23 protein-coding genes are annotated in these 25,782 nt (G+C 67.3%); 8 read left to right on the top strand and 15 right to left on the bottom strand.

The window, feature by feature from the left end; genetic code table 11:
• Positions 1-14 precede the first annotated feature (14 nt).
• The 3 genes from cfa to LRM18_RS01630 are packed head-to-tail and all read right to left on the bottom strand — an operon-like array spanning position 15 to position 2,371.
• A complete protein-coding gene (gene cfa, locus LRM18_RS01640; RefSeq protein WP_270949877.1) occupies positions 15-1,130 on the bottom strand; it encodes a cyclopropane fatty acyl phospholipid synthase in 1,116 nt (371 codons plus the stop codon).
• A 19-nt stretch (positions 1,131-1,149) separates the two neighbouring features.
• Positions 1,150-2,031: a DUF3298 and DUF4163 domain-containing protein gene (locus LRM18_RS01635; RefSeq protein WP_053462553.1), complete on the bottom strand. Its 882-nt coding sequence runs from the start codon at positions 2,029-2,031 to the stop codon at positions 1,150-1,152.
• A 37-nt stretch (positions 2,032-2,068) separates the two neighbouring features.
• On the bottom strand, positions 2,069-2,371 hold the full coding sequence (locus LRM18_RS01630) for a GNAT family N-acetyltransferase (RefSeq protein ID WP_019660442.1): 303 nt from the start codon (positions 2,369-2,371) through the stop codon (positions 2,069-2,071).
• Between the two features lie 209 nt (positions 2,372-2,580).
• On the opposite strand from LRM18_RS01630, the gene LRM18_RS01625 reads away from it, so the two are divergent.
• Positions 2,581-2,742, top strand: a complete 162-nt coding sequence (locus LRM18_RS01625; protein ID WP_164687841.1) for a hypothetical protein — start codon at positions 2,581-2,583, stop codon at positions 2,740-2,742.
• Between the two features lie 58 nt (positions 2,743-2,800).
• Here the strand turns inward: LRM18_RS01625 and LRM18_RS01620 are convergent, their stop codons facing one another.
• Both LRM18_RS01620 and LRM18_RS01615 read right to left on the bottom strand, forming a co-directional pair.
• Positions 2,801-3,427: a rhomboid family intramembrane serine protease gene (locus tag LRM18_RS01620; RefSeq protein ID WP_150828126.1), complete on the bottom strand. Its 627-nt coding sequence runs from the start codon at positions 3,425-3,427 to the stop codon at positions 2,801-2,803.
• A gap of 7 nt (positions 3,428-3,434) precedes the next feature.
• A complete protein-coding gene (locus tag LRM18_RS01615; RefSeq protein WP_270949873.1) occupies positions 3,435-5,000 on the bottom strand; it encodes an oligopeptide:H+ symporter in 1,566 nt (521 codons plus the stop codon).
• A 162-nt stretch (positions 5,001-5,162) separates the two neighbouring features.
• Here LRM18_RS01615 and LRM18_RS01610 point away from each other — a divergent pair, with 162 nt between their 5' ends.
• Complete coding sequence (locus LRM18_RS01610) at positions 5,163-6,011, top strand: endonuclease/exonuclease/phosphatase family protein (protein ID WP_270949871.1); 849 nt, start codon at positions 5,163-5,165, stop codon at positions 6,009-6,011.
• A 132-nt stretch (positions 6,012-6,143) separates the two neighbouring features.
• On the opposite strand, the gene LRM18_RS01605 is transcribed toward LRM18_RS01610, so the two are convergent.
• The gene (locus LRM18_RS01605) at positions 6,144-6,755 is read right to left on the bottom strand and encodes a superoxide dismutase (RefSeq protein WP_005410310.1); all 612 of its coding nucleotides are present in this window, start codon (positions 6,753-6,755) and stop codon (positions 6,144-6,146) included.
• Between the two features lie 218 nt (positions 6,756-6,973).
• Here LRM18_RS01605 and LRM18_RS01600 point away from each other — a divergent pair, with 218 nt between their 5' ends.
• On the top strand, positions 6,974-7,426 hold the full coding sequence (locus LRM18_RS01600) for a ribonuclease domain-containing protein (protein ID WP_270949829.1): 453 nt from the start codon (positions 6,974-6,976) through the stop codon (positions 7,424-7,426).
• Entirely contained in the window at positions 7,426-7,839 is a 414-nt protein-coding gene (locus tag LRM18_RS01595) for a barstar family protein (protein WP_049466827.1), read from the top strand. The genes LRM18_RS01600 and LRM18_RS01595 overlap by 1 nt, the downstream gene beginning before the upstream one ends.
• 131 nt (positions 7,840-7,970) lie before the next feature.
• Here the strand turns inward: LRM18_RS01595 and LRM18_RS01590 are convergent, their stop codons facing one another.
• Positions 7,971-9,731, bottom strand: a complete 1,761-nt coding sequence (locus LRM18_RS01590; protein ID WP_270949825.1) for a hypothetical protein — start codon at positions 9,729-9,731, stop codon at positions 7,971-7,973.
• A 10-nt stretch (positions 9,732-9,741) separates the two neighbouring features.
• Positions 9,742-10,341, bottom strand: a complete 600-nt coding sequence (locus tag LRM18_RS01585) for an NfuA family Fe-S biogenesis protein (protein WP_053460863.1) — start codon at positions 10,339-10,341, stop codon at positions 9,742-9,744.
• A gap of 90 nt (positions 10,342-10,431) precedes the next feature.
• Here LRM18_RS01585 and LRM18_RS01580 point away from each other — a divergent pair, with 90 nt between their 5' ends.
• From LRM18_RS01580 to zupT, 3 genes are all read left to right on the top strand, one after another.
• Complete coding sequence (locus tag LRM18_RS01580) at positions 10,432-10,782, top strand: 4a-hydroxytetrahydrobiopterin dehydratase (protein WP_049466833.1); 351 nt, start codon at positions 10,432-10,434, stop codon at positions 10,780-10,782.
• Positions 10,779-11,195 (top strand): energy transducer TonB, encoded by a 417-nt coding sequence (locus LRM18_RS01575; protein ID WP_049466835.1) that lies wholly within the window; start codon positions 10,779-10,781, stop codon positions 11,193-11,195. Before LRM18_RS01580 ends, LRM18_RS01575 begins: the two co-directional genes overlap by 4 nt.
• A gap of 97 nt (positions 11,196-11,292) precedes the next feature.
• On the top strand, positions 11,293-12,102 hold the full coding sequence (gene zupT / locus LRM18_RS01570; protein WP_074724880.1) for a zinc transporter ZupT: 810 nt from the start codon (positions 11,293-11,295) through the stop codon (positions 12,100-12,102).
• A gap of 87 nt (positions 12,103-12,189) precedes the next feature.
• Here zupT and LRM18_RS01565 read toward each other — a convergent pair whose 3' ends face one another.
• On the bottom strand, positions 12,190-13,164 hold the full coding sequence (locus LRM18_RS01565) for an RluA family pseudouridine synthase (protein WP_103281840.1): 975 nt from the start codon (positions 13,162-13,164) through the stop codon (positions 12,190-12,192).
• A 407-nt stretch (positions 13,165-13,571) separates the two neighbouring features.
• Here LRM18_RS01565 and LRM18_RS01560 point away from each other — a divergent pair, with 407 nt between their 5' ends.
• Entirely contained in the window at positions 13,572-16,793 is a 3,222-nt protein-coding gene (locus LRM18_RS01560) for an Rne/Rng family ribonuclease (RefSeq protein ID WP_270949814.1), read from the top strand.
• Positions 16,794-16,909: 116 nt separating this feature from the next.
• On the opposite strand, the gene LRM18_RS01555 is transcribed toward LRM18_RS01560, so the two are convergent.
• From LRM18_RS01555 to LRM18_RS01530, 6 genes are read right to left on the bottom strand one after another with little or no spacing between them, the layout of a single operon-like run.
• Positions 16,910-17,794 carry an endonuclease/exonuclease/phosphatase family protein gene (locus LRM18_RS01555; RefSeq protein WP_270949813.1) on the bottom strand — a complete coding sequence of 295 codons (885 nt, stop codon included), beginning with the start codon at positions 17,792-17,794 and terminating at the stop codon, positions 16,910-16,912.
• 2 nt (positions 17,795-17,796) lie between these two features.
• The gene (locus LRM18_RS01550) at positions 17,797-20,964 is read right to left on the bottom strand and encodes a discoidin domain-containing protein (protein ID WP_270949811.1); all 3,168 of its coding nucleotides are present in this window, start codon (positions 20,962-20,964) and stop codon (positions 17,797-17,799) included.
• Positions 20,961-21,797 carry a carbohydrate ABC transporter permease gene (locus tag LRM18_RS01545; RefSeq protein ID WP_057493560.1) on the bottom strand — a complete coding sequence of 279 codons (837 nt, stop codon included), beginning with the start codon at positions 21,795-21,797 and terminating at the stop codon, positions 20,961-20,963. The genes LRM18_RS01550 and LRM18_RS01545 overlap by 4 nt, the downstream gene beginning before the upstream one ends.
• Complete coding sequence (locus LRM18_RS01540) at positions 21,794-22,675, bottom strand: sugar ABC transporter permease (protein WP_005410323.1); 882 nt, start codon at positions 22,673-22,675, stop codon at positions 21,794-21,796. The genes LRM18_RS01545 and LRM18_RS01540 overlap by 4 nt, the downstream gene beginning before the upstream one ends.
• Complete coding sequence (locus tag LRM18_RS01535; RefSeq protein ID WP_049465030.1) at positions 22,672-24,012, bottom strand: sugar ABC transporter substrate-binding protein; 1,341 nt, start codon at positions 24,010-24,012, stop codon at positions 22,672-22,674. Before LRM18_RS01535 ends, LRM18_RS01540 begins: the two co-directional genes overlap by 4 nt.
• Positions 24,013-24,016: 4 nt before the next feature.
• Positions 24,017-25,621: a glucoamylase family protein gene (locus LRM18_RS01530; protein ID WP_049465028.1), complete on the bottom strand. Its 1,605-nt coding sequence runs from the start codon at positions 25,619-25,621 to the stop codon at positions 24,017-24,019.
• Between the last annotated feature and the right edge of the window lie 161 nt (positions 25,622-25,782).

The raw sequence follows: 25,782 nt of genomic DNA, 5'->3' as shown, positions 1-25,782 counted from the left end.
CCCCCGCGCTGGCTTCAGCGCGGCGCCACGTACCCACCCGGTACGCCTTCCGGCGACAGCACCAGCTGCCACAACTGCGCATGGCGGCAGCGGAAGGTGGCCATCGACCCGGCCAGGTAGAAACGCCACATGCGCCGGAAGTGCTCGTCGTAGCGCGCATCCAGCTGCGGCCACGCCGCTTCCACGTTACGCCGCCAGGCCTGCAGGGTCAGGTCGTAGTCGGTGCCGAAGTTGTGCCAGTCCTCCAGCACGAAACGGCCTTCGAACGCCCGGGTGATCTGCACCGCCGACGGCAGCATCGAATTGGGGAAGATGTAGCGCGCGATCCACGGATCGGTGCGATGCCGCGAGATGTTGGTGCCGATGGTATGCAGCAGCAGCAACCCGCGCGGCGACAGGCAGCGTTTGGCCACCTCGAAGAAGCTTGCGTAATTCTTGTCCCCGACGTGCTCGAACATGCCGATCGAGAAGATCGCATCGAACGGCTCATCCAGTTCACGGTAGTCCTGCAGGCGGATCTCGATCGGCAGGCCCGCGCACAACTGCCGCGCGAACTCGGCCTGCTCCTGCGAAATCGTCACGCCCACGCCGCTGACACCGTAGCGCTCGGCCGCGAACTTCAGGGCTTCGCCCCAACCGCAGCCGATGTCCAGCACGCGCTGGCCCGGGCGCAGCCCCAGCTTGCGGCAGACCAGATCAAGCTTTGCTTCCTGCGCGGCATCCAGGTCACCGGCATGGCGCCAGTAGCCGCAGCTGTAGACCAGCCGCTGGCCCAGCATGGCCTGGTAGAGATCGTTGCCGAGGTCGTAGTGGCGGCGGCCGACCTCGTAGCTGCCCTGCCCGGCCTGCAGGTTGAACAGGCGCGCCTTCAGCGCATCGGCCACTTCGCGCCAGCCGTGCACCCGTTCGTCCAGGTGCGCCTGCATCAGGTGGACCAGGAATTCATCCAGGACGTTGGCGTCCCACCAGCCGTCCATGTAGCTCTCGCCGAGGCCGAGCGAGCCCTGGCCCATGACCCGCGCGAAGAAGCGTGGGTCATGTACCTGGATGTCTTGGGGCTGGGTGCCGCCGATGCGGACCCCGGCTTGGTGGAGCAGGCCGGCGACCCGCTCCTGCAACCCTGTATCCACGCCACCTCCTCGACTGCGGTCAACCGCGTGCGAACAGCTCCACGTAGTCCTTGGCCACGTGCGGCAACAGCACCGCCGCCGGTACGTCGGCGGTCTGGGTGCCATCCGAGTATGGCCCCACCTGGTACGGCGGGAACACAAAGCGCAGCGCGGTGATCTGCCCCTTGTCGTTGGTCAACGGCTGGAACTGGCTGAAATTGTCGGCCTGCGGCCCGGTACCGTCGGCGATCATGCGTGACGCGTTGCGCAGCGATTCCTGCAGCTGGGCCGGATCCATGTCCTCGCCGCTGAGGCGGGTGGCCACGCGTTCGCGCAGCTGGTCGGCGACGAAATCGCTGATCGCCTTCCAGCCCTTGGCGTCGGCCACCAGCTTTTCGGCACTGAGCATCTGCTGCTGCTGCGGCAACCACACAAAGCGCGCCACCAGCGGCTCGCCGTGGGCGCCACCGGTATAACGGCTGCCATCGGCACTGACCACCACCAGCTGCGGGGTTTCCAGCAGCTTCTCGAAACTCAGCGACAGTTCGTAGGGCATGGTCGGCTTGTCGTTGCCCAGCCCGTCCAGCGCCTGCTGCAGGTCACTGCGCGCACTGGTCGCATAGCTCTGCAGCGCGCGGGCCAGGCCCGGATAACGGTCGATGCCCGCCGGGTAACTGATACCCACCACTTCGCGCTCGTTGTTCTCGATCACGTCGCGCAGGTCCAGCGCTGCTTCCGTGGCCGGCGTTTCGCCCGCGGCCGTCGCCTCGGCGGCAGGAGCCGCGTCGGTCGCCGGTGCCGGCTCGCTTTCACGCTGGCAACCGGCCAGCAACAGCACGCCCACCACGCCGGCCAGCACGCTGCCGTGCAATGGCCGGTTGTTTCCAATCTTCATCGGGATCCCCTGTTCATGTTTGTACATCATCGCCTGCCCTGGCTGAAGCGTGACCCGCTGGCATTCAGCCAGCGAGCAGGTCGTGGTACTCCTCGTGCCGCTGCAGGAAGGCCTCGGCATAGGAACATGCCGGCACCACCTTGTACTTCTGCTCACGGGCGAAACGCAGTGCCACACGGGTCAGCTCACCGGCGATGCCGCGGCCAGCGATCGGCTCGGGCACCTCGGTGTGGGTGATGACCATGCGCTTGCGCTTGATCTGGTAGTCCAGCACCGCCAGCTGTCCTCGCACACGGGCGGTGAAGCGGTGGTTGGCCAGGTCATGTTCGACCTCGTAGGCCAGACCGGGGGGCGTGACCGAAGCCATGGAACTGTCTCCTGCGGCGACTGCGTGGATGGTGCGCAGCCGGGCGCCATGATCGCGTGAAGCCTGAACAGGGGCAAGTCCAGTCCATTCACGTCAGTTTTCGACCCTCAAGCTGGAGGGCCGCCGGCCGCTATCGCCTGTGGAGGGATACGGCCGGGCTGGCACGACCCTTGCGATCCTTGACCCTGCGCACCACCGTGGAGCTTCCCATGCACGCCAGCAATTCCCATACCGATACCGACCGCGCCCTGCTGGAGGGCCTGCTGCAACTGGCGGTGGAAGGGCAGACCGAGGACCAGGATTTCCAGCGTATCGGCGAGGAAGTGTTCGCCCGCCTGCTGGATACCTACGGCCAGCAGACGGCGGTCTGAGCCCGGGCCGGCTGCCGCCTTGCGCGGGGTCGGATCGATGGATCCGACCCCGGCTTCCTCAACCGCCGCCGAGGCGGAAGGTCGGGTTGGAGAGTTCGCGCAGGAAGTGGTTGAAGATGCTCGGCTGCATGGCCAGCATGAAGATCACGCCGAACGCCGCGCCCGCCAGGTGCGCGCTGTGGTTGATGCGGTCGCCGCCGCGCTTGTCCATCCAGATGCTGTAGCCGACGTAGAACGCGGCATAGATGATCGCCGGTGCCGGGATGAAGAACACCAGGATGATCGACCACGGCTTGATCAGGATGAAGGCGAACAGCACCGCCGACACCGCCCCGGACGCTCCGAGGCTGAGGTAGTTCGGGTTCTTCTGGTTCTTCAGGTAGCTGGGCAGGATCGAGACCAGCAGCGCACCGATGTAGAACGCCGGGTAGGTCAGGTAGCTGCCGGTCAGCTGCACCATCACGCTCTCGATGAATCCCCCGAAGAAGAACAGGGTGATCATGTTGAAGATCAGGTGCGACCAGTCGGCGTGGATGAAGCCATAGGTCACCAGCCGGTCGTACTGGCGGTGACGGTCGATAGCGGGCGGCCACAGGATCAGGCGGTCGGCCAGCTTGCGGTTGTTGAACGCCATCCACGACAGGATGGCGGTGACGGCGATCAACAGCAGATTGACGGGGGTCATGTCAGGCTCAGGCCCTGCGGTAGTTGTCGACCATACGATAGCGTTTCGCGTACCAACCGAAGGCCAACGCCGCGACGAAGGCGAAGCCGGCGAAGAAGAACATCAGGAAGGCCGCCTCGCTCAGCCCTGTACCGGCGATCTGGTGGGTCACGGTGTCGTTGCGCACGGCGGCGTTGGACAGCAGCACCCACAGGTTGCCGATGGTGGTGGTCAGGTTCCAGAAGCTCATCACCACGCCCTTCATGGCCTGCGGCGCCTGGCTGTAGGCGAATTCCAGGCCGGTGGCCGAGACCAGCACCTCACCGAAGGTCAGCAGCGCGTACGGCAGCATCTGCCAGAAGATCGACATGGCGTTGCCGCCGTCCATCACCACCTGGATGCCGCCGACCACGATCCAGGCCAGGCCGCTGAAGGCGATGCCGGCGGTCATGCGGCGCAGTGCGGTCGGCTCGAAGCCGAAGCGGCGCAGCGCCGGATACAGCACCAGATTGTTGAACGGAATCAGGATCATCACCAGCAGCGGGTTCAGTGCCTGCATCTGCGAGGCGGTGAACCAGCTCGGCATCTGCATCTGCTGGCCCTGCAGCACCCAGGTCGAAGCCTTCTGGTCGAACAGCGAGAAGAACGGCGTGGTCAGCGCGAAGATCACCAGCACCCGCAGCACCGAGCGCACGCCCTCCACGGCTTCGGCCGGATGCTGGCCACGGGCGCGGTCCAGCTGCAGCCAGGTGCCGCCGCCGATGCCGGCGAGGATGGCCACCAGCGCCAGGCACAGGCAGATCACGATGCCCAGCGAGCCGACCAGGGCGAACGAGGCCGCCGCCAGCACCAGGCCAAGCACGGCGATCACCAGGCCCGGGCGGCCCTGGCCGGCCACGCGTGCGGTCAGCGCCGTGCGCACCACGTTGGCGAACGAATGCGGATCCTTCGGCGGCAGCGGCACCAGCACGTAACGCTTGCGGCCCAGCCAGAACACGAAGGTGGCGATGAACATCAGGATGCCGGGGATACCGAACGCCCACTGCGGGCCCCAGTTCTTCAGCACCAGCGGGATCAGCAGCGAGGCGAACAGCGAGCCGAAGTTGATGATCCAGTAGAAGGCGTCGAAGACGATCTTGGCCAGGTGCTTGTTGCTCTGGTCGAACTGGTCACCCATGAACGAAGCCACCAGCGGCTTGATGCCGCCGGCACCGAGCGCGATCAGGCCCAGGCCGAGGAAGAAGCCCTCGCGGCTGTTCTCGAACAGCGCCAGGCACAGGTGGCCGGCGCAGTAGACCAGGCTGAACCAGAGGATGGTGTGGTACTTGCCGAAGAACCGGTCGGCCAGCCAGCCACCGAGCAGCGGGAAGAAATACACGCCGATCATGAAGCTGTGCATGATGTCCTTGGCTTCACCGGCACGGCCTTCCGCAGTGATTTCCTGCAGCAGCAGCGAGGTGATCAGGAACTGCACCAGGATGTTGCGCATCCCGTAGAAACTGAACCGCTCGCAGGCCTCATTGCCGATGATGTACGGAATCTGGCGCGGCATCTTTCCTTGGCCGGCGATGGGGGCGACTGCGTCGTGGCTCATCCTGTAGGGCATTCCTGCAAAGCGAAAGGCGCAAGGTTACCGGAACCGGGGCGCGCCAGGCACGCTGCAGGGCTGCATGACAACGGTGCCAATCCGTGGCAGGCGATCCCGGCCCTGCCGGAAGTCACGGCACCTGCACGGCAAAAGCGTAAACTTATCGTTATGCGCCCCCTCGCCCACGCCCGCCTCCTGCTCAGCTGTTTCGCGCTGCTGCTGGCGTTGCAGGCACAGGCACGCCCGCAGGCAGCGGCCACCGCCGCCAGCGGCAACGGCTCACGGCAACTGACCGTGGCCGCACTGGAACTGCCCAGCCGTGACGATGCGCAATGGAAGCAGCGCCGTGAGCAGGTCGCACAACTGCTGACCGAACTGCAGCCGGACGTGATCTCGGTGCAGCAGGTACTGCAGCAGCAGGGCCGCAATCCGGCCTGCTGGCTGGCCAGCCGGCTGCGCTACAGCTGCGACTTCGTCACCGCCGATCCGCCCAGCCAGCCGCTGCGGCATGGCAACGCAATGCTGACCCGGCTACCGGTCAGCGAAGACGGGGTGACCCTGCTGCATCCTCCTGGCACCTTCAGCGCGGCCGGCATGATGCGGCTCAAGCTGGGCGAGGCGCTGGTCAATGTCTATGTGGCGCGGCTGCGCCCGGAGCCGGACGAGGCCACCGCCCGCCAGCACCAGACCAGCGACCTGATGACCTGGATCGGCGCCACCGCCGAAGGCATGCCCAGCCTGATCGCCGGCGACTTCTCTGCAGCGACCGTGGAACTGGTGCGCAGCACGCCGGGATTCCAACCGGCCCGGCGCAATCCTGGCGGCCGGCCCGAGGCGGCCGCGGCCAATGGCGGGGGCAGCACCGGCCACGGACTGGATGTGCTGTTCCAGGTCAAACATTTCGACGGGATCCGCCAGCAGCCGATCCTGCTGCCGGCCGACGGCGACCTGCCCGGGCTGCGCCTGGGCGTGATGGCCACGTTGCGCCTGCAAGGCAATACGGCCACCGCGGAATAGGTAGTGCCAGCCGCTGGCCGGCTCCCCCGGTACCGCACGGTTGCCGGCCAGCGGCCGGCACTACCGAACGACTGCTGCAACAGAAAAGGCCGGGGTCTCCCCCGGCCTTTTCCGTTCATCCCGTCACTGCGATCAGGCGATCGCTTCCTGGTAACGGCGCTCGACTTCGTTCCAGTCGATGACGTTGAAGAACGCGCCGATGTACTCCGGGCGGCGGTTCTGGTACTTCAGGTAGTACGCGTGTTCCCACACGTCCAGGCCGAGGATGGGGGTGTTGCCTTCCATCAGCGGGCTGTCCTGGTTGCCGGTGCTCTCGACCACGACCTTCTTGTCGGGGGTCACGCTCAGCCACGCCCAGCCGCTGCCGAAACGGGTCAGCGCGGCCTTGGTGAAGGCATCCTTGAACTTGTCGAAACCGCCCAGGTCCTTGTCGATGGCCTTGGCCACGTCGCCCACCGGGTTGCCGCCGGCATTGGGCGCCATCACGGTCCAGAACAGCGAGTGGTTGGCGTGGCCACCACCGTTGTTGCGCACCGGGCCCTGCAGGTTCTCCGGCAGCGACTTGAGCTTCTTCACCAGCTCTTCGACCGGCAGGTCAGCGTACTCGGTGCCTTCCAGCGCCGCGTTGACGTTGTTGATGTAGGTCTGGTGATGCTTGGTGTGATGGATTTCCATCGTCGCCGCGTCGATATGCGGCTCCAGCGCGTCGTAGGCGTAGGACAGCTTGGGCAGGGTGTAGGCCATGATGCATCTCCTGATTGCGAGGGCACCCGACGTTGTCGGGCGGTGCGCGGTGAATGATGGGGACAGACCGCAAGATTACCAAGGGGGATGTAAAGGAAATTGCGTCCTGCCAGTGAGTACGACGGCAATTGTTACGCAGCAGTGACGCGGCACCTCCTCATGCACCATGCAGCGCGCAGGCGCTACAGTGCATGCACCACCCTCGCCCGCCCCAGCCCATGCGCAACCCCCGGCTGCTGATCACCGCCATCGCCCTGCTTCTGCTCGGCCTGGTCGCCAACCATTTCCTGCAACGGCCACCGGCGCCGCAGTTCGCGCCCGACCTGCAGGGCACGCCCACCGCGCGCGCTACCGCGCCCGCCTCGACCAGCGGGGCCAGCGGCCTGCCCGCGTTCCTGCCTGCCGAAGCACGCGCGACCATCGCCCTGATCCAGCGTGGCGGCCCCTTCCCCCACCGCCAGGACGGCAGCACCTTCGGCAACCGCGAGCAGCAGCTGCCGCAGCGGGCACGCGGCTACTACCGCGAATACACCGTCGACACCCCCGGCGCACGCACCCGCGGCACGCGCCGCATCGTCACCGGCGGCGATCCGCCGGAAGCGTGGTACTACACCGACGACCATTACGCGTCATTCCGCAGCTTCACCGTACCGGCCCAGGGAGCGCAGTGATGAGCCATGATGATTTCGGCCTCGGCCTGCATGACATCAACAATGCCGGCGTGTATGCCATCGACAGCGACGACATCGGCGCACTGGCCGCCGCGATGCGCGATGCCGGCCTGAAGGTGATCCGCATCGATCTGGAAAACGTCGCCGACAAGCGCACGCTGCTCGCCCGGTTGGCGGCGCAGCTGGATTTCCCCGCCGGTTTCGGCGGCAACTGGGATGCACTGTCGGACAATCTGCGCGACCTGCAGTGGCTGCCGGCCGCCGGCTATGCGCTGTTCCTGGCCGACGTGGATGCGCTGCGCGCCGGCGCAGCGAAGGACTTCGACACCCTGCTGGACGTGATGGACGAGACCAGCCGCGACTGGCTCGGCCGCGACGTGCCGTTCTGGGTGTTCCTGTCGCAGAGCGCGTAAGGGCAACGCCCTGATGGAGGCCGACCCTGGTCGGCATGGGCGTGCCGCCCATGGATCATCCACGCATGGCGTGGGTCCACCCGGCGCAGCTGGATGCACAGTAGATCCACGCCCTGCGTGGATGCGCCGTCCTAGCGGCTGCCGTTGTCTTCCTGCAGTTCCTTCTTGAACGGGATGTCCGGCGGCGGTCGTGCCACGGCCGGCTGGTCCTGCATGTTGGGGTTGGTCAGGCCACAGCCGCCACCGGCCTGCAGGATCGAAATGACGCAGGAGATCCTGGTGTTGGTGCCCGGCAATGGAATCTCCATGGCCTTGACCCCCTTGCGCACCCACTCGGCCAGCAACGATTCCTGCGGTACCCAGTACTTGTCGAACGAGGTCGGCGTGTAGTCGTACGGCGGGCGCTTCAGCCAGGTGCCGGACTGCGCGATGCGCTCCTTGCTCCAGCCATCGTTGGCACCACCGGGCGCGCCGCGCTCTGCATGGCCGTCGCCCTCCTGGCCGGGTACACGCACGCTGCCATCGGCATTGAACAGGCCATTGCCCCGGCCGGCGGCGCTTGCCTGGCGGGCACCGTCGCTGCTGCCCTCGCGGTTGCGGCTGGATGCCCCCCAGTCATCGCCCTTGGCAGGTGTCGCCCAGTTGCCGGGATCGGGGGCAGGACGTTCGCCTGCGGCTGTCGGCGTACTGCTGGAGGCCACCGGTCGCGTGCTGCGGCTCGCCTGCGCCGCGCTGCCCTCGGCCGCAGCGGCGGGTGTCGACGTGGCGCTGCCGCTGGAGACGGCGGGCGCCACGGCCGGTGCCGAGGGCACCTGACGTTCCCGTACCTGCACGTCGCGTCCGCTGGGCGCGCGTACGGCCGGCTCACGTCCGGCCACCGCCGCCATCCGCACCTGCGGATCGGCCACGGCCTGCACTTCGCGTTCGCGCACCTGCACGTCCCGCTGCGGCACGCGCACCTGCACTTCAGCGTTGCGCAGCGGTTGGGGCGCGACGGGCGCGTCAACCGTGCTGACTTCGCGTTCGCGCACCTGGATGTCACGCACCTGCGGTGCGCGCACGGCCAGCTCCGGGGTGCGCACTGCGGTCGGTGCCGGAGGCGCCTGCACCGGTTGAATGCTGCGCTCGCGCACGCTGGGCGTGTTGTCGCGCGGTACGACGCTGACCTCGGTGCGGGGCACGCTGACCGGCGGTACCACGAAATCCGTGCTGGCCTGCGCCACTTCGGTGGCCTGCACCGGTGAAGGCGGCGGCGCGGCAACCGGCGCCGGCTCGGCTTCGGCCGGCGGCGGCGGAACGCTCGCGGCAGGTGCCGACGCGGGGGACGCGCTGGCGGCTTCGGCCGCCAGCGGACGCGGCGCAGGCGCCGTCGCAGCGCCCGCCTCCTGCCCGGCCGCAACCTGACCGGCCGGTACGGCCTCGGCGGCCTCGGCACCCGGCTGGTCGCCGCCGCCCTCCTGCGTGGCGCGGCCGACGAATTCCACCTGCACGCGCTCGCCTTCGGTGCCCTCGTCCTGCGGCGCGCTGGTACGGATCACCGCCACCCACAGCAACAGCATGAAGAACAGCAGGTGCAGCAGCGCGCTGGCCACTGCCGAGAGCCAGCGCATCCAGCGCTGGTCGCGCGGCGCGGCGTCCCAGTCCTGCCAGAACAAGCGGCGCAGCGCCTGCCACGGCGACAGCTGCGGCGATTGACCGGGTGGCCCCGGCAACGGCCGGGGCAGCAATACCGCGATCACGTCGCGCGCGTGGTGCGGCCGCGGCAGCGGCCCCAGCGAGCGCAGCCACAGCGCCCAGCCATAAGGCAGGCGCGTGGTCTTCTCGAGGACGGCGCGGGGCTGCTGGCGCGCCAGCAGCAGATTGATGAGTTGCTCGGCCCGGGTCAGAGGCACGCGTCGGCGATCAGGCGACGTTGTCGCGCGGGATGTACGGCGCGTGGCCGCTGTCGTGGTCGGTCGCGTCGCGCACGGCGGTCACGCCGGGTACGCGGCCCATCAGCGTCTTTTCGATGCCCTGCTTCAGCGTCACATCGGCCATGCCACAGCCCTGGCAGCCACCGCCGAAGCGCAGCAGCACCACGCCATCGGCCGAGACTTCCTGCACGGCGACCTTGCCGCCATGCGAGGCCAGCTGCGGATTGACTTCGTTCTCCACCACCCAGTGCACGCGCTCGACCAGTGATGCCGCATCGCCGGGTGCTTCACCCTTGATGCGCGGCGCCTTGATGGTCAGCTGCTGGGTGCCGGCGGTGCCGGCGACGATGTCGATCTCGGCGCCATCAAGCCAGCCTACGCTGCCGGCATCGACATACAGGGTGAACCCATCGCAGTCCACTGCCCACTCGTCACCCAGCAGGTCGGTCGGTTCGGCAAATTCGAGCCGGGCGTCGGCGCGCGGCGTGCCGGGGTCGACCGCGCTCAGGCGCACGCCCATGCCGGGCACGCCCTCGCGTTCGATCAACTTGCGGAAGTGGGTCTGGGCAGTGTCGGAGATCTGGATCATCAGGCTATTCTAGCCAAGTAAGCGTCAGCCGCTCATTCGGTTTATACACCGTCCGGCGCATTGTTCAGTCAACACGAGGTGGAGATTCCCATGGCCGACCTGATTCCACTGGCCCAGGCCCGTTGCGTGCCGCGCAAAGGCAGCGACCACAAGCTCGGCGAAGCCCGCCTGGCCGAACTGCTGCCGCAGGTTCCCGGCTGGGAGCTGAGCGAGGGTGGCCAGGCCCTGTCGCGTACCTTCCGCTTCAAGGACTACTACGCCACCATGGCCTTCGTGAACGCGCTGGCCTGGATCGCCCACCGCGAGGACCACCACCCGGACCTGGGCGTGCACTACGACCGCGCGGTCGTGCGCTTCTCCACCCACGATGTGGGCGGGCTGAGCGAGAACGACTTCATCTGCGCGGCCAAGACTTCGGCCCTGACGGAGCAACTGCCATGAACGTACGTTTGCTGAGCCTGTCCCTGATCGCTGCGACCGGCCTGGCCGGCTGTGGCGCGTCCGAACCGCCGGCACCGCCACCGCCCGCGCCGACCGAAGTCGCAGCGGTGAAGACGCCGCCGCCGCAGTACCCGCTGGAACTGGCCTGCATGGGCGTGGGTGGCACCAGCACCTTCAAGGTGACCATCGGTACCGACGGCAAGCCGAGCGAGGTCGCCCTGCTCACCGGCGCCGGCAACCCGCAGCTGGACGAACTGGCCAGGACCGCGGTGCAGGGCTGGCAGTTCAAGGCCGCGACCCGCAACGGCCAGCCGGTACCGGCCACCATCCAGGTGCCGGTCAGCTTCAACCCGCCGCAGCCGAAGCCGGACCAGTGCTTCGCCATCGAAGAGCGCCTGCGCCGCGGCGGCTGATCGCGCGCACCCGACGAGGCCCGCCGACGCCCGCCTCGCCCCCGCCGCCCCGGCCCTGTCCGGGGCGGTTGTCTGTTGACCAGGACCGCGTCGGTAGATGCTGCAGATCCCCCCCGAAAACATCTGGATCGCACTGGCGGTCACGCTGGCCGCAGGCCTGGCCACCGCGATCGGCAGCCTGCTGGTGCTGTTCTCGCGCCGCCCCAGCCCGCGCCTGCTGGCGTTCGGCCTGGCCTTTGCCGGTGGCGCGATGGTCTATGTGTCGCTGTCGGAAATCCTCAACAAGTCCATTGCCTCGTTCGCCCTGGCCTATGGCGAGCGTACCGGCTTCACCTACGGCACCCTGGCCTTCCTGCTGGGCGTGATCGTGATCGTGCTGATCGACCACTTCATCCCCAACCCGCATGAGAGCCTGGACAAGCAGGATCCCGCGTTCCGCGAGAACAGCCGCGAGTACCTCAAGCGCGTTGCCCTGCTGACCTCGATCGCGATCACCGCGCACAATTTCCCCGAGGGCCTGGCGACGTTCTTTGCGACGCTGGAAAGCCCGTCGGTGGGCATGCCGCTGGCCTTCGCCATCGCCATCCACAACATTCCCGAGGGCATCGCGATCGCGGTGCCGGTGTATTTCGCCACCCAGAACAAGGCCTATGCGTTCACCGCCAGCCTGCTGTCGGGCCTGGCCGAGCCGATCGGCGCAGCGATCGGCTACCTGCTGCTGTCCGGATCGCTGTCGCACGCCACGTTCGGCTGGGTGTTCGGCCTGATCGCCGGCGTGATGGTGTTCCTGGCGCTGGACGAGCTGCTGCCGGCGGCCAAGCGCTATGCCAAGGGCCACGAAACCGTATACGGCCTGGTGGCCGGCATGGGCACCCTGGCGATCAGCCTGGTGCTGTTCAAGTGGTGAACGACCCAGAGGGGCGCATCCACGCATGGCGTGGATCTACCCAAACAAGGTAGCGGGCGGGCCTGCCCCGGCGCTACCCGGTCATTGTCAGCGCAGCCGATCCAGCGCCTCGACCAGCTCCTCCGCCAGCGGCGCGTTCAGCACATACGGGCTCTTGCCGTCATCCAGCGCGAACTCCAGCGATGCCGCGTGCAGGAACAGGCGCTTCAGCCCGATCTGCTCGCGAAGCCGCTTGTTGACTGCAGGATCGCCGTACTTGTCATCGCCGGCCACCGGATGCCCCAGATGCTGGGCATGCACGCGGATCTGGTGGGTCCGGCCGGTCTCGATGCGCACCTCGCAGTACGAATGGCCGCCGCGGCGCTCCAGCACCCGGAAGTGACTGATCGATTCCTTGCCGATGGCGTTGACCTGCACATGGCGTTCGCCGCCCTGGCGCAGGCCCACGTGCAGCGGCGCGTCGACCGTCATCACCCCGTCGGGCATGCGCCCGGCCAGCAGGGTCAGGTAGCGCTTGCGGATGCCGGCGCCGTGGTCTTCACGCAGCAGCGCCTGCAGTTCGCTCAGCGCCGAGCGCTTCTTGGCCACGATCAGCAGGCCCGAAGTGTCGCGATCCAGCCGGTGGACCAGTTCCAGGGTCTGCCCGGGACGCAACGCGCGCAGGGTCTCGATCGCGCCGAAGCTGATGCCACTGCCACCATGGCTGGCCACCCCCGAGGGCTTGTTCAGGGCCAGCAGGCGCGCGTCCTCGAACACGATGGCCTGCTCCAGGCGGCGCATGAACGCCTCAGGCGGACCGGCCTTGTCTCCCTCCTCACTGAGACGGACCGGCGGCACGCGCACCTCGTCACCGGCCTCCAGCTTGCGCTCGGCCTTGGCGCGGCCGCCGTTGACCCGCACCTGACCACTGCGCACCAGCTTGTACACCAGGCTGCGCGGGGCGCCCTTCAGCTGGCCGAGCAGGAAGTTGTCCAGGCGCTGGCCGGCGCGGTCGGCGGGAACGGTGATCATGCGCACGGAAGGCTTGTCGCCAGCGGGCTTGGTGGGGTCTTGGGCGGTCATCAGGCTGTTTATTCTGTTACACTCGGGGGGCGAGATAAGGGATTGATTTCGTTGGAAGTTACTCAGGGCCAGAAGCCCAGCTTCCGACGAATCCGGCACAGTGCGCGACCACCGCCCGCGGGGCGGCCATGTTAGCGGCTCACCGGCCTTCCCGGCCATCGCCGGATGCCTGACACGCAACCGTGCTGAACATGTCCCGCGTGGCGCTCCAGCCTGGCTGACAGCTGCCTGCGGCCCTGCAACACCCAAAAACCATAAGAGTGAAGCGCTCCCGCGGCCTGCCGTGGTGTCGTAGCGCTGGAAACCCAAGCCGCCCTCCCCGCGCTTGCGCGAATGGGCGGCGAGCCGTGTCCAGAGGCGAAACCCCATGGCGTTCCGCGCGGTAGCCGCTTGCGAGGAACGCAACAATGAAGCGAATGCTGATCAACGCCACGCAGGCTGAAGAGCTGCGTGTTGCCATCGTGGATGGCCAGTCGTTGTATGACATCGACATCGAACAGCCGTCGAAGGAACAGAAGAAGTCCAACATCTACAAGGGCCGGATCTTCCGCATCGAGCCCTCGCTGGAAGCGGCCTTCGTCGAGTACGGCGGTGGCCGCCATGGCTTCCTGCCGCTGAAGGAAATCTCCCGCGACTACTTCCAGGCCGGTGTCGACCACAACAAGGCTGGCATCCGCGAGCTGCTGAAGGAAGGCCAGGAGATCGTCGTCCAGGTCGACAAGGAAGAGCGTGGCAACAAGGGCGCCGCCCTGACCACGTTCATTTCGCTGGCCGGCCGCTACATGGTGCTGATGCCGAACTCGCCCAGCGCCGGCGGCGTGTCGCGCCGCATCGAGGGCGAAGACCGGGCCGCGCTGAAGGACGCCCTGGACAAGCTGAACATCCCTGACGACATGGGCGTGATCATCCGTACCGCCGGCGTCGGCCGCGATGCGGAAGAACTGCAGTGGGACCTGGACTACCTGCTCAATGTCTGGCGTGCCATCGCCGAAGCCGCACTGAGCAAGCCGGCCCCGTTCCTGATCTACCAGGAATCGCGCCTGATCGTGCGCGCCCTGCGTGACTACCTGCGCGCCGACATCGGCGAGATCCTGGTGGACACCGAGGAGATGTACGAGCACGCCCGTGAGTTCATGCAGCAGGTGATGCCGCAGACCCTGCGCAAGCTCAAGCACTACAAGGACGACATCCCGCTGTTCAACCGCTTCCAGATCGAATCGCAGATCGAAGGCGCTTACGAGCGCAACGTGCGCCTGCCGTCGGGCGGTTCGATCGTGGTCGACCAGACCGAAGCGCTGACCGCAGTCGACGTGAACTCCTCGCGCGCCACCAAGGGCAGCGACATCGAGGACACCGCCTTCCAGACCAACCTGGAAGCGGCCGAGGAAGTGGCCCGCCAGCTGCGCCTGCGCGACCTGGGCGGCCTGGTGGTGATCGACTTCATCGACATGGCCTCCAACAAGCACCAGCGCGAGGTCGAGAACCGCCTGGCCAACGCGCTGAAGTACGACCGGGCCCGCGTCCAGGTCGGCCGCATCTCGCGCTTCGGCCTGCTGGAAATGAGCCGCCAGCGCCTGCGCCCGAGCCTGGGTGAATCCAGCCAGATCGTCTGCCCGCGCTGCGACGGCCACGGCCGCATGCGCAGTGTCGAGTCGCTGTCGCTGTCGATCATCCGCGTCGCCGAAGAGCATGCGATGAAGGAGAACACCGGGCAGGTGCTGGTCCAGGCCCCGGTGGAGATCGCCAATTACCTGCTGAACGAGAAGCGCAGCGCGCTGCGCGAGATCGAGCAGCGCCACGAGGCGCCGATCGTGATCGTCGCCGACGAGCAGCTGCATACCCCGCACTACACCGTCACCCGCCTGCGCGAGAACGAGCTGGGTGAAGAGAGCAGCAAGCCCAGCTACCAGCGCGGCACCCCGCGCAAGCTGCCGGTGCACGCCCTGACCAAGGGCCAGCTGAACATCCCACCGCCGGCGGTGACCCAGGTCAAGCACACCTCCCCCGCCCCGGTGCGCGAGGAAGTTGAACCGGCCAAAGCAGCTCCGGCCCCGGTCGTCGCCGCACCGGCGGCACCCGCCCCCAGCGGCGGCGTGATTGGTTGGCTCAAGCGCGTGTTCGGTGGCGAGCCGGCCCCGGCGCCGGCACCGGTGGCTCCGGCCGCCCGCCAGCAGCAGGACGGCGGCCGCAAGGACCGCCACAAGGATCGCAACAAGGACCGCAAGGACCGTCGCGACGACACGCGTGGCAATGGCGGCAACGGCAACGCGCAGCCGCAGAAGGACGGCGGCAACCGCAAGGACCGTGGTGAGCAGCGCAAGGACGGCCGTAACGGCAATGCCCAGCAGCCGCCGCAGCAGGGCAAGCAGAAGGAGCCGCAGCAGCAGAACAAGCCGCGCAACGACCAGCAGGGCCAGGGCCAGAACCAGAACCAGCAGCCGAAGCTGAAGCAGCCCAAGCAGCCGCGCCAGCAGCAGGAAGGTGACAAGCCGGCCGAGAAGCCGCAGCGCGGCGGCGTCGAGGCACCGGCGGAGAGCGTGACCGCGGCGGCAGCCGTGGCCGCGACGACCATCGCCACCAATGCGGTGACCGCGCAGGAAGCGACCGCGCCGGTGGCGCCGGTGGCTCCGGCAGCGGCCGCTCCGGCGGACGCCGCCGCATTGGCCGACACCGCTGCCAACGCCGGCAGCGAGGCCGAAGCCGTTGCGGTGACCGGTGACGAGGCGGTGGCTGACACCCATGGCGAGCAGAACGGTGAAGGCGCAACCCGCCGCCGCCGCGGCCGTCGTGGTGGCCGTCGCCGTCGCCGTGGTGGTGCTGAGAACACGGCCGGCAGCGATAGCCTGGGCGATGACCAGGACGACGCTGACGACGGTGATGACGCCGAAGGTGCCGAACCGAACCTCGACAACGGTGCGGGTGCTGCTTCCGCCGCGTCTGCACAGCCGACCCGCTCGCAGCCGGAATTCGACTTCGATGACGACGTCGAGCCGACCGCCTCCGACGCCGGGAAGCCGGTCCGCGCCGCTGCCGCCGTTGCCGCTGCGCCGGTCGCGGTGGTGAGCAGCGCGGTGGTGGAAACCGCTGCACCGGCCGTGGCCGAGGTGCAGGCCCCGATCGACAGCGCCGCCAAGGCCGAACCGGCATCGCCGGTGCAGACCAGCATGCTCGATGCCATCGACGCTGCGACTCCGGCCCAGCCGGTGGCCGCTGCGGCGCCGGTGATCGAAGCCAAGCCGGTCGTGGTTGAAACCGCGCCAGTGGCTGAAGCCGCGCCGGTCATCGAAGCGACGCCGGCAGCGGTCGAGGCTGCGCCGGTCGTGGAATCGAAGCCGCAGATCGCTGAAGCCGCTCCGGCGGTCGAAGCGCCGCCGGTGGCCGTTGCGGCTGCGCCGGCGGTCGAGGCCAAGCCGGTTGTCGAGCCGGTCGTGGTCGCCGAACAGCCGGTGGCTCCGGTGGCAGTTGAAGCCGCGCCGGTGGACGCTGCGGCGCCGGTCGCCGATGCGGTGGTGACGCCGTCGGTCGATCCGGTCGCCGATGGTCACGCCGATGCCGCCGCCCAGGCGGCCGAGGCCAAGGCCGACGAAGAAGACGAAGAAGCCGCCAAGCGCACGCCGCCGGCGAACTGATCGCGGCTTGATCGCGTAAAACGAAACGGCGGGGATCGATGATCCCCGCCGTTTCCGTTTGTGGCGCTGGTCGTATCGCACCCACCCGGGTTGGCAACGACCACAGCACCCCTGCGTCAGGGCTTCGGCGCGAACTGCAGGCGCGTCCACACGCCGTAATGGTCCGAGGCCCAGCGACCGCTGTCATCAGGCTGGTCGAACAGGAGCTTCGCTTCGCGCGCGACCATCCGGTCCTGCTGGAAGAAGATGTGGTCGATCCGCGACGGCACCTGGTAATAGTGCCGGTTCAAGGTGCTGACCCCGGCCAGGTCGGTGTTGACGTGCACGCTGCCGTAGCTGTCGCCGTAGTGGCTGCGCAGCTCGCTCAGGTCGCCGGCATCCACCAGCGCGTTGAAGTCGCCTGCAATCACTACCGGTGCCCCGGCCGACGTGGCGGTGATGAAGCGCAGCAGGTCCTCGACCTGTGCGCGGCGGATGCGTTGGCCGCTTTCGTCATTGCGTTCGTTGAGATGGGTGGCATAGACGTTGACCGCCTTGCCGTCCACATCGATGCGCAGATGGGCAACGGTGCGGTAGTCTTCCCGCGGCTGCAGCAGGTGCTCGCCCTGGGCCAGGACCGGGCGCCGGCTCAGCAACGCATTGCCATAGCGCTTCGGTGCACCCACCGGATCGGTGGAGACGAAGATGTACCTGTAGCCGAGCTGGCTGGCCAGCCACTGCGCCTGGTTGCGCACGTTGCGGCGCTGGATCACCTCCTGCAGGGCGATGGCATCGGGCTGCAGGCGCTTGAGTTCGGCCAGGATGGTGCGGCGGCGGCTCGGCCAGTCCTCACGGTCATGATGCAGGTTGAAGGTCACCATGCTCATGCCGGGCGCGTTGGCGGCCTCGGCCGCCGTGGCCGCCTGCGGCCCGTCCGCCAGGACCAGTCCCGGCAGCGCCAATGCAACCGCCAGCCCCAGGGCGCGCATCGTCGTGCGCGCCCTTGTTCCCTGCTGCTTCATGATTACTGCCCCTTGCGCTCGGCGCGGCGCACCGCGCCCGGCACCTCGATCTCGACCCGCGCCGGCAGCTGGTGCACGTGCAGCTCGTTGTTGACCCACTCGGCCGTTTCGCCGTTGATGGTCGCCGCGCCCGGCTCACCGGCATACGGCCATGGCAGCACCACGCCGCCGACCGGTGGCACCAGGCCCGGCTGCACCTCCAGCACCAGCTGCTTGTCACTGCGCTGCAGGCGGTAGTTCAGCTGGCCCTGCGGCGTGCGCAGGCCCTGCACGGCAACACCGTCGCCCTGCAGCCAGGCGGTCGGGACGCCTGCGGCCAGTACCAGCGCATCATCCATGTCGCGGCTGTAGGCAAACATGTCCAGTGCCGAACGCACGAAGTCCGAGGCGACCCAGGCATGCGGCAGGTCACCGACGAAGAACGGCTTGCGCGGCGTGCGCGAAACCACTTCGGCCCACTGGTTCCAGGCTTGCGGCGCACGGTCCCTGAAGAAGAACTCGGTCGCCTGCCAGGCGCGATCGCGCCTGCCCAGGCGAACGAAGGCGGCCACGTTGCGCCATTCGTACGGCGTGTAGTCCTTCCACTCGCGCTTGCCATCGCGGCGGGCTACGAATTCCTTCCAGTAACGCTCGAAGGTCGCCTCCAACGCCTGCTGCGGCAGGCGGCCCTGCTCGCCGCCCGGCGCCAGCGCGATGGTGGTCGAGGTCGCGTCGAAATCGCCCAGCTCGGCCGAGCCCGGCAGGTAGTCGATGTTGTGCTGCTGCATCGCCGACAGCAGTGACGCCTGCAGGTCATCACGGAACTGGTCACGCGACTCGGCGATCTGCATCGCTTCGACCTTGCCCAGCTGGGCCGCCAGCGTTGCCGCGTCCTTGTAGCCGCGCAGGGCCCAGAAGTTGTCCCAGTACGAATGCATCGGCTTGGCCGAATAGCCTTCGTGGCTGATCGAGGCCGGCATCATCCCGTAGAACGCCGGATTGCGCGCACGGTTCTCTTCGGTACGCTCGCTGGCACGCAGCTGCTCCATGTAGGTGTAGGCGCCCTGCACGTGCGGCCACATCAGCTCGGCGAAGGTGCTGTCGCCGGTATAGCGCCCATATTCGGCGATGCTGTAGATCAGCTCACCGTGGCTGTCATTCTCCGGCACCGGGTCGCTGCCGCGCGCATCGACACAGCACGGCACCTTGCCGTTCTCGAACTGGAACGGCGCATACCAGTTGATGTAGTCACGTACTGCGTCGCTGCGGCCCATGCGCAGCAGGCCTTCGGAAATCATCGCGCCGTCGCGGATCCAGCTGCGCGCGTACGAGCGCGTGCCCGGCTGCAGGCGCGGGCCAACCCGCGAGATCAGCATGTGCGCCACGGCGGTGCGCAGGGTGTCGACCAGGGCCTGGCCGGCCGCCGGCACCTGCAGCGAGACCACGCCCAGCTTCTGCCGCCACTGTTCGGCCACCTGCGCCTGGGCCTTGGCCACGTCCAGCGACTGCGGCGCCCAGCTCCCGGTCTGCGGCAGTACCACTGCCACTTCGCGGCTCTGGCCGGGTTCCAGCTTGATCGTATACAGCAGCGCACCGGACGCCATGCCGGTACTGTCCTTCACCGCCGTGCTGGCCGGGTATTTCCCGGAGGCCAGGTGCATCGCGTCGAGCTTGCCATCGAACGTGCTGGCGAAGCGGGCATCGGGCACCTGCAGTGGATAGATGCGCGGCTCGCCGTTGATGCGCACCAGCTGCTCGCCCACGTCCAGCGCGTCGATGCGGCTGAAGCCGCCCACCGTGTTGAGGAACTGGGTCGGCGGGTTGACCTGCCAGGGGCGGATCGCCAGCGCGAGCGTGTATTCGTGGGCGACCTTGTCCGGATTGCTCAAGCGGTAGCGGCCGATCAACTGCGCGCGCTCCGGCGTGCCCTGCACGAAGCTGGTCACCGCCAGGCCGGCCTTCTCGTGCACCCAATCGACGTTGGCGATCGGAAGATAGTGGTCCTGCAGCGACTGGGTGATGGCAACCTTGGACCAGTCCAGCAGCTTGCCGTCGAGGCGGATGAACGGCTCGATGCTGAAGCTGCCCTTGGCCGGTTCCAGGGCACCGTCCTCGCTGATCAGCGCCTGTTCCTGTCCACCGTCCAGGCCCAGCAGGGTCCAGTACGGCTGTTCGCCCACGTAGGCGCGCGGCAACGAACCGCGTGGCAGGTCGGCCGCCACCGAGGACAGGAACGCGTTCGGCGTGGCGGCAAAGGCCAGCGGCTTGAGCGTGATGTCACGGATGCCGTAACGCCAGTTCGGGCCATCGAGCAGATCGAAGCGCACGTACCGCGCATCGGTGTCCGGCAATGCCAGCCAGTCGCGGCCACCGGCAGCGCCGGTCACCTCGCGCACGGTGCGCCAGTCGCGGCCATCCTCGGAGGTCCGCACGGTATAGCGGCTGGCTTCCAGATTCGGCAGCCAGTCGATCACTGCACCGCCGATCTCGCGGCTCTTGTGCAGGTCCAGGCTGATGGTCTGCTGCTTGACCCCGCCGCTGATCCAGAACGTATCGCTCTTGCCGTCGATCATGCGGTCCTGCAACGCGGTGGCGGTATCGGCGATCACCGACGGCGCCAGCGCCGAATCATCCTGCGCTGGCAGGCCCTGCAGGGTCAGCCTGTCGAAGCACACCGTGCCGCGCCCGCCGACCTTGCTGTAGATCGTGAACTCGACCGCAGCGCTGCGCGCCATCTCCTTTTCGGGCGAGGGCCCCCACGCCTTGTCGATCTGGCGACGGCGGTATTCGACTGGCGACCATGCCTTGGGGAAACGGTAGCCCGGGCGGTTGACCCACCAGACATTGTCGCCGCTGGCGTCGATCAGCTTGAACTGCAGGTCGTTGGCCGGCGAGTCACCGCGCAGCTGGAAGCCGAAGCGGTAGTTGACCGGGTACTCGATGTTCAGCGCACGGCGGATGCCGACGTAGCCGGAGACTTTGTGGAAATCGTAGTCCAGGCACAGGGCACGGCCGCCACCGGCACCACTGACCGGCCGCAGCGATCCGCTGACCTGGTCGGACAGCACCAGTTTCCAGGCGCCGATGTCGTCGAAGTCGTCCAGCACCTTCGGTGCCGGCAGCACCGGAGGTGCGGCGATCGCCAGGGAGGTCCACAACAGGCCCAGTCCAACGGCGATCACGCGCTTCATCCCTTGACGCTCCCCAGCAACAGACCTTGGATGTAGTACCGCTGCAGCACCAGGAACAGCGCCAGCACCGGAACCACGGTAACCACCGCGCCCGCCATCATCATTTCCACGTCCATGATGTGCTCGCGCGAGAGGGTGGCCAGCGCCACCGGCAAAGTGTAGTGCTCCTGGTCGGTCAACACGATCAGCGGCCACATGAAATCGTTCCATGCGCCCATGAAGGTGAAGATGGCCAGCGTCACCAGCACCGGCTTGAGCATCGGCAGCACGATCTGGAAGAAGATGCGCAGCTCCCCTGCCCCGTCGATGCGCGCCGCTTCAAGCAGCTCGTCCGGAATCGAACGCGCGTACTGGCGCACCAGGAAAATGCCGAACACGCTGGCCAGCGCCGGCACGATCACGCCGCCGAAGCTGTTGACCAGGCCGAGCTGCTTCATCAGCAGGAACAGCGGCAGCATCGCCACCTGCGCCGGAATCACCAGCGCCGCCATCAGCACCTGGAACAGGCGCTCGCGACCGACGAAGTTGAGCTTGGCGAAGGCATAGCCCGCCATGGTGTTGAGCAGCAGCGAACCCACGGTGATGCCCAGCGACACCAGCAGGCTGTTGGCGAAGTTGCCCCCCATGCCGGTGCGCGCGAACAGCTCATGGTAGTTGTGCGTGGTGATGCTCGAAGGCAGCAGTGGCGGCGGGAAATGGCTGGCCTCGCCCTGCGGCATGAACGAGACCGAGACCATCCACAGCAGCGGTGCCAGGCTGACCAGGGCCAGCACCAGCAACGCACCATTGATCATCCACGGGTACCAGCGCGACTGGCCGATTTCACGACTCATACCAACTGCCTCTTGCGGCCGAAACGCAGCATCACGGTGGTCACCGCCAGGATGATCAGGAACAGCAGGAACGCCACCGCGGAGGCGCGTCCCAGGTTCCACCACTTGAAGCCTTCCTCGAACATGAAATACAGCACGCTGACGGTGCTCTGCAGCGGGTCGCCGCGGGTCATGACATACGGCTCGGCGAACAGCTGGAAGTAGCCCGACACGGTGATCACCCCGACCACCAGCAGCACCGGGCCGAGCATCGGCAGGGTGATGTGCAGGAACTGCTTCCAGCGCGAGGCGCCGTCGATGCGCGCGGCCTCGTACAGGTCATGCGGGATCGCCTGCAGGCCGGCCAGGAAGATCACCATGTTGTAGCCGAAGTTCTTCCACACCGCGAACAGCATGATGGTCGGCATGGCCCAGTTGGGATCACCCAGCCAGTCGATCGGACTGATGCCCAGGTGGCCCAGGCCGTAGTTCACCAGGCCGTAGCTGGTGTGGAACAGGTAGCGCCAGATCACCGCCACCGCCACCAGCGTGGTCACCACCGGCGCGAACAGGGCCGTGCGGAACAGGGCCTTGAAGCGGGCGGCCGGCGCATTGAGCAGCATCGCCGCGCCCAGAGACACGCCGATCGACAATGGCACGCCGATCAGCACGAAGTAGGTGGTGTTCCACAGCGACTTCCAGAACATCGGCGTCTGCAGCAGGTCGATGTAGTTGCCCAGGCCGACGAAGCGCAGGTTGCTGCTGTCGGCCAGCGCGTACAGGTCGAAGTCGGTCACGCTCAGCGCAAGCGCCGAGGCCACCGGCAGGCCGAAGAACACGCCCAGCACGATCAGCGAGGGGCCGGCGAAGATCCAGCCGGCCAGCGAAGTACGTTTCATTGCGGGCTCCCGGCGGCCACGGCGCTGCTCGAGTGCGGCGGCGGCGCGCGCTCCTGCAGGCGTTGTTGTTCATGCATCCAGCGGCGCTTGGCCAGCACCTTGTCCACGCGCTGGTCGAGTTCTTCGACGGCCTTGTCCTGCGGCAGGCCACCGCGCACCACCTTCTCGGTGACGATGCGCATTTCCTGCACGATGCGCTCCCATTCGAGCACCTTCGGCGTCGGCTTGACCCGCTCCAGCTGATCACGGAACGCGGCAGCCAGCGGATCGCTGGCCAGCGACGGTGCGTTCCAGGCACTGCGACGCGGCGGCAGGTCGCCGATGATTGAATGGAAGCGCGCCTGGATCTGCGGGCGCGACAGGAATTCGATCAGCTTCCAGGACGCTTCCTTCTGCTGCGATTTGCGGAAGATCACCAGGCTGGTGCCGCCGGCGATGCCCGCGCCCGGACCGTCCGGCCCCGGCAGCGCGGCAGTGCCCCACTGCCCTTCCAGTTCCTTCGGCTGCAGCTTCTTGAACTCGCGGATGTTCCAGGGGCCGGAAATGTAGAACACGTTGAAGCCGCGGAAGAACTCATCCCAGACGTTGGAGATCTGCGTCTCGGACATCTTCGGCGCCCAGCCCTGCTCGAACATGTTGGCGTAGAAGGCCAGCGTGCGGCGGAATCCCGGGCTGGCGAAATTGCCGCGGGTATCGTCGTCGCGCAGCAGTGGATCCGGCTGCTGCAGGGCCAGCGACAGCTGCTGCTCGAACTCGTTGATCGGCATCAGCACCGCATAGCGGTTGGGCCCCTGCATGCGCTTGATCGCTGCCATCTGCTCCTCCCACTCCGCCCACGTGCGCGGCGGGTGGTCGTAGCCGGCCTTGGCCAGCAGGTCCTTGCGGTAGTAGATCAGGCGCGTGTCGACATACCACGGTACGCCCACCAGCTCGCCGTGGATCACGTTGGTGTCCCAGATGCCCTGGAAGTAGTCCTTCGGGTCGACCACGGCCGAGTGCTGCACGAACGGCTGCAGCGGGGTCAGTGCATCCAGCTCGGCGAACTCCGGCACCCAGGTGTTGCCGAGCTGGCACACATCCGGCAGGCCATCGGCCGCGAATGCAGTCAGCAGTTTCTCGTGCGCGGCCGTCCATGGGATGTTCTGCACATCCACCTTGATGCCGGGGTTTTCAGCCTCGAATTCGTGGATCAGCTCGCTGACCACCTCCGCTTCGCGACCCATCGCCCAGAAGCGTACGGTGGTGGTGCCCGTCTCGGGACGGGCGCAGCCGGCCACCGCCAGCGCGGCCAGGGCAGGCAGCGCCCAGCGGCGCAGGCGGTCGGTCCAGTTCGGCATCAGGTTACTTGCCCTGGCCTGTGGTGCGGTTGGCATTGTTCTTCTGTTCCTGCGCGGCAGCCGCGCGTGATTCGGCGATACCCACCGCGCGTGCTGCCGCGGCCTTCTCATCCTTCTGCAGTTCCAGGGGCTGGAACGACCCTTCCGGCGCCAGCCAGCCGCCACTGAACCCGGCCCGCTCCAGGCCCTTGCGGATGTACGGGTTCTTCTTCATCACTTCCCACACGAAATCATCGCGGTAGTTGGCGATCATGGTCAGGATCGGGCCCTGGTCGATGGCGATGTAATCGCTGGCGACCCAGCCACGATCCGGGATGACGCGGCCGGTCTTGATCGGGATGTCGTAGTTGAAACTGGGGTTGAACGAATCCAGGAAGCCGTAGCTGGAATAGATGTAGTCGCCGTAGCGCTTGTGCATCTCCAGCGTCGCCGGAATCACCTGCTCCGGTGCGAACACCACCGATGCGATCGCGGCGGTGGGGGCGATGGTGCCGTCATCGAAGTTCTCGCGCAGGCCGGCGCCGCGCGAGGAGTAATGGCGGAACTGGCGCTGCTCGCCGCGGTACTCCTGCGTGGTGTTCTGCGGGCCATCACTGGCGGTCAGGCCCCAGACGTTCTCGCCATAATCCTTCCACTGCATCGGGTTGGCGATGGCGTATTCGCGCTGGGCCAGCGCGGCCGAGCGGCTGTTGAGGAAATAGGTGCTGCCGCGCTCGCGCATGTACGCGTCCTGGATGTCGCGGAAGTCGATCCAGACGTGGCTGTACTGGTGGCCGAACAGCGGGCCGAAGGACAGGTATTCCTGGCCCTGGTAGACACCCCAGTCGTTGTCGTAGGTGCGCGTCCAGACCGTCCACGCGTCCGGGCTGACCGGATGCGTGGGCGAACCCAGGGCGAGGATGTAGACCATCATCGCCTCGTTGTAGCCCATCCAGTCGTGGTCGATGAAACCGCTCTCCGGGAACCAGCCCATCGAGATCAGCGGCGCACGCTGCTGCAGCCACGGCCAGTCGACCTTCTTGTACAAGGTATCGGCGATCTGGCGGATTTCCTTCTCGCGCGGATCGTCACCGTCGTAGTACGACTGCGCGAACAGCACGCCCATCATCAGCAGTGCGGTATCCACCGAGGACAGTTCGACCCAGCTGTCGTAGCGACGGCCTTCCTGCATGTCCAGGAAGTGGTAGTAGAAGCCCTTGTAACCGGCCTTGCCGGTGCGCTGCGGGCCCATCGGCACGTCGCGGAAGAATTTCAGGGTGGTCAGCGTGCGGTCGATCGCCTGGTTGCGGCTGACCCAGCCGTTCTCGATGCCGATCGGATAGGCGGTCAGCGCGAAGCCGACCGAGGCGATGCTGGCGAACGGCCGCGATGGGTAGCGGTCCGGGGTCAGCCCGTTGACCTCGTTGGTGGTATCCCAGAAGAACTGGAAGGTGCGGCGCTCGATGTCATCGAACAGCGGCGGCAGCTCCGGCTTCATCGGCCGCGGCGGTGCGTCGGCCTCGATCAGGATCACCGGCGGGCGGGGCTTGGCAGGTTCCTGCTGGGCCGGCTGGCAGGCGGCCACGGCCAGGCTCAGCGCTGCGGCGGACAACAGATGGCGTGCCTGCATGGCGCGGTTCCTCCGGTGGTCTGATCGATGGGAAAGCATACCGTCCAATGATCTGAAATCGTTTACAAGGTGTGTGCTTAAAAAACCACGGAAAACGTGGCCTGACACCGCGATCATTGCCCACGCCGCTGCCCCCTGGCCGGCAGCGGCGTGGGCAATGG

This window comes from Stenotrophomonas sp. PI_27 (genome assembly GCF_027854495.1).
GTDB lineage: Bacteria > Pseudomonadota > Gammaproteobacteria > Xanthomonadales > Xanthomonadaceae > Stenotrophomonas > Stenotrophomonas pavanii.
The sequence above is the reverse complement of the archived record's forward strand: the minus strand, read 5'-3'. Positions and strand labels throughout refer to the sequence as shown.

Excerpts from the sequence above, each read along its gene's own strand:
- LRM18_RS01595 (WP_049466827.1), top strand. The coding sequence starts at position 7,426 with ATGAGCCATGATGATTTCGGCCTCGGCCTGCATGACATCAACAATGCC.
- LRM18_RS01560 (WP_270949814.1), top strand. The coding sequence starts at position 13,572 with ATGAAGCGAATGCTGATCAACGCCACGCAGGCTGAAGAGCTGCGTGTT.
- LRM18_RS01575 (WP_049466835.1), top strand. The coding sequence starts at position 10,779 with ATGAACGTACGTTTGCTGAGCCTGTCCCTGATCGCTGCGACCGGCCTG.
- LRM18_RS01620 (WP_150828126.1), bottom strand. The coding sequence starts at position 3,427 with ATGACCCCCGTCAATCTGCTGTTGATCGCCGTCACCGCCATCCTGTCG.
- LRM18_RS01530 (WP_049465028.1), bottom strand. The coding sequence starts at position 25,621 with ATGCAGGCACGCCATCTGTTGTCCGCCGCAGCGCTGAGCCTGGCCGTG.
- LRM18_RS01625 (WP_164687841.1), top strand. The coding sequence starts at position 2,581 with ATGCACGCCAGCAATTCCCATACCGATACCGACCGCGCCCTGCTGGAG.
- LRM18_RS01550 (WP_270949811.1), bottom strand. The coding sequence starts at position 20,964 with ATGAAGCGCGTGATCGCCGTTGGACTGGGCCTGTTGTGGACCTCCCTG.
- LRM18_RS01600 (WP_270949829.1), top strand. The coding sequence starts at position 6,974 with ATGCGCAACCCCCGGCTGCTGATCACCGCCATCGCCCTGCTTCTGCTC.
- LRM18_RS01545 (WP_057493560.1), bottom strand. The coding sequence starts at position 21,797 with ATGAGTCGTGAAATCGGCCAGTCGCGCTGGTACCCGTGGATGATCAAT.
- LRM18_RS01605 (WP_005410310.1), bottom strand. The coding sequence starts at position 6,755 with ATGGCCTACACCCTGCCCAAGCTGTCCTACGCCTACGACGCGCTGGAG.
- LRM18_RS01565 (WP_103281840.1), bottom strand. The coding sequence starts at position 13,164 with ATGACCGCCCAAGACCCCACCAAGCCCGCTGGCGACAAGCCTTCCGTG.
- LRM18_RS01540 (WP_005410323.1), bottom strand. The coding sequence starts at position 22,675 with ATGAAACGTACTTCGCTGGCCGGCTGGATCTTCGCCGGCCCCTCGCTG.
- LRM18_RS01555 (WP_270949813.1), bottom strand. The coding sequence starts at position 17,794 with ATGAAGCAGCAGGGAACAAGGGCGCGCACGACGATGCGCGCCCTGGGG.
- LRM18_RS01585 (WP_053460863.1), bottom strand. The coding sequence starts at position 10,341 with ATGATCCAGATCTCCGACACTGCCCAGACCCACTTCCGCAAGTTGATC.
- LRM18_RS01635 (WP_053462553.1), bottom strand. The coding sequence starts at position 2,031 with ATGTACAAACATGAACAGGGGATCCCGATGAAGATTGGAAACAACCGG.
- LRM18_RS01630 (WP_019660442.1), bottom strand. The coding sequence starts at position 2,371 with ATGGCTTCGGTCACGCCCCCCGGTCTGGCCTACGAGGTCGAACATGAC.
- zupT (WP_074724880.1), top strand. The coding sequence starts at position 11,293 with ATGCTGCAGATCCCCCCCGAAAACATCTGGATCGCACTGGCGGTCACG.
- LRM18_RS01610 (WP_270949871.1), top strand. The coding sequence starts at position 5,163 with ATGCGCCCCCTCGCCCACGCCCGCCTCCTGCTCAGCTGTTTCGCGCTG.
- LRM18_RS01535 (WP_049465030.1), bottom strand. The coding sequence starts at position 24,012 with ATGCCGAACTGGACCGACCGCCTGCGCCGCTGGGCGCTGCCTGCCCTG.
- LRM18_RS01615 (WP_270949873.1), bottom strand. The coding sequence starts at position 5,000 with ATGAGCCACGACGCAGTCGCCCCCATCGCCGGCCAAGGAAAGATGCCG.
- LRM18_RS01580 (WP_049466833.1), top strand. The coding sequence starts at position 10,432 with ATGGCCGACCTGATTCCACTGGCCCAGGCCCGTTGCGTGCCGCGCAAA.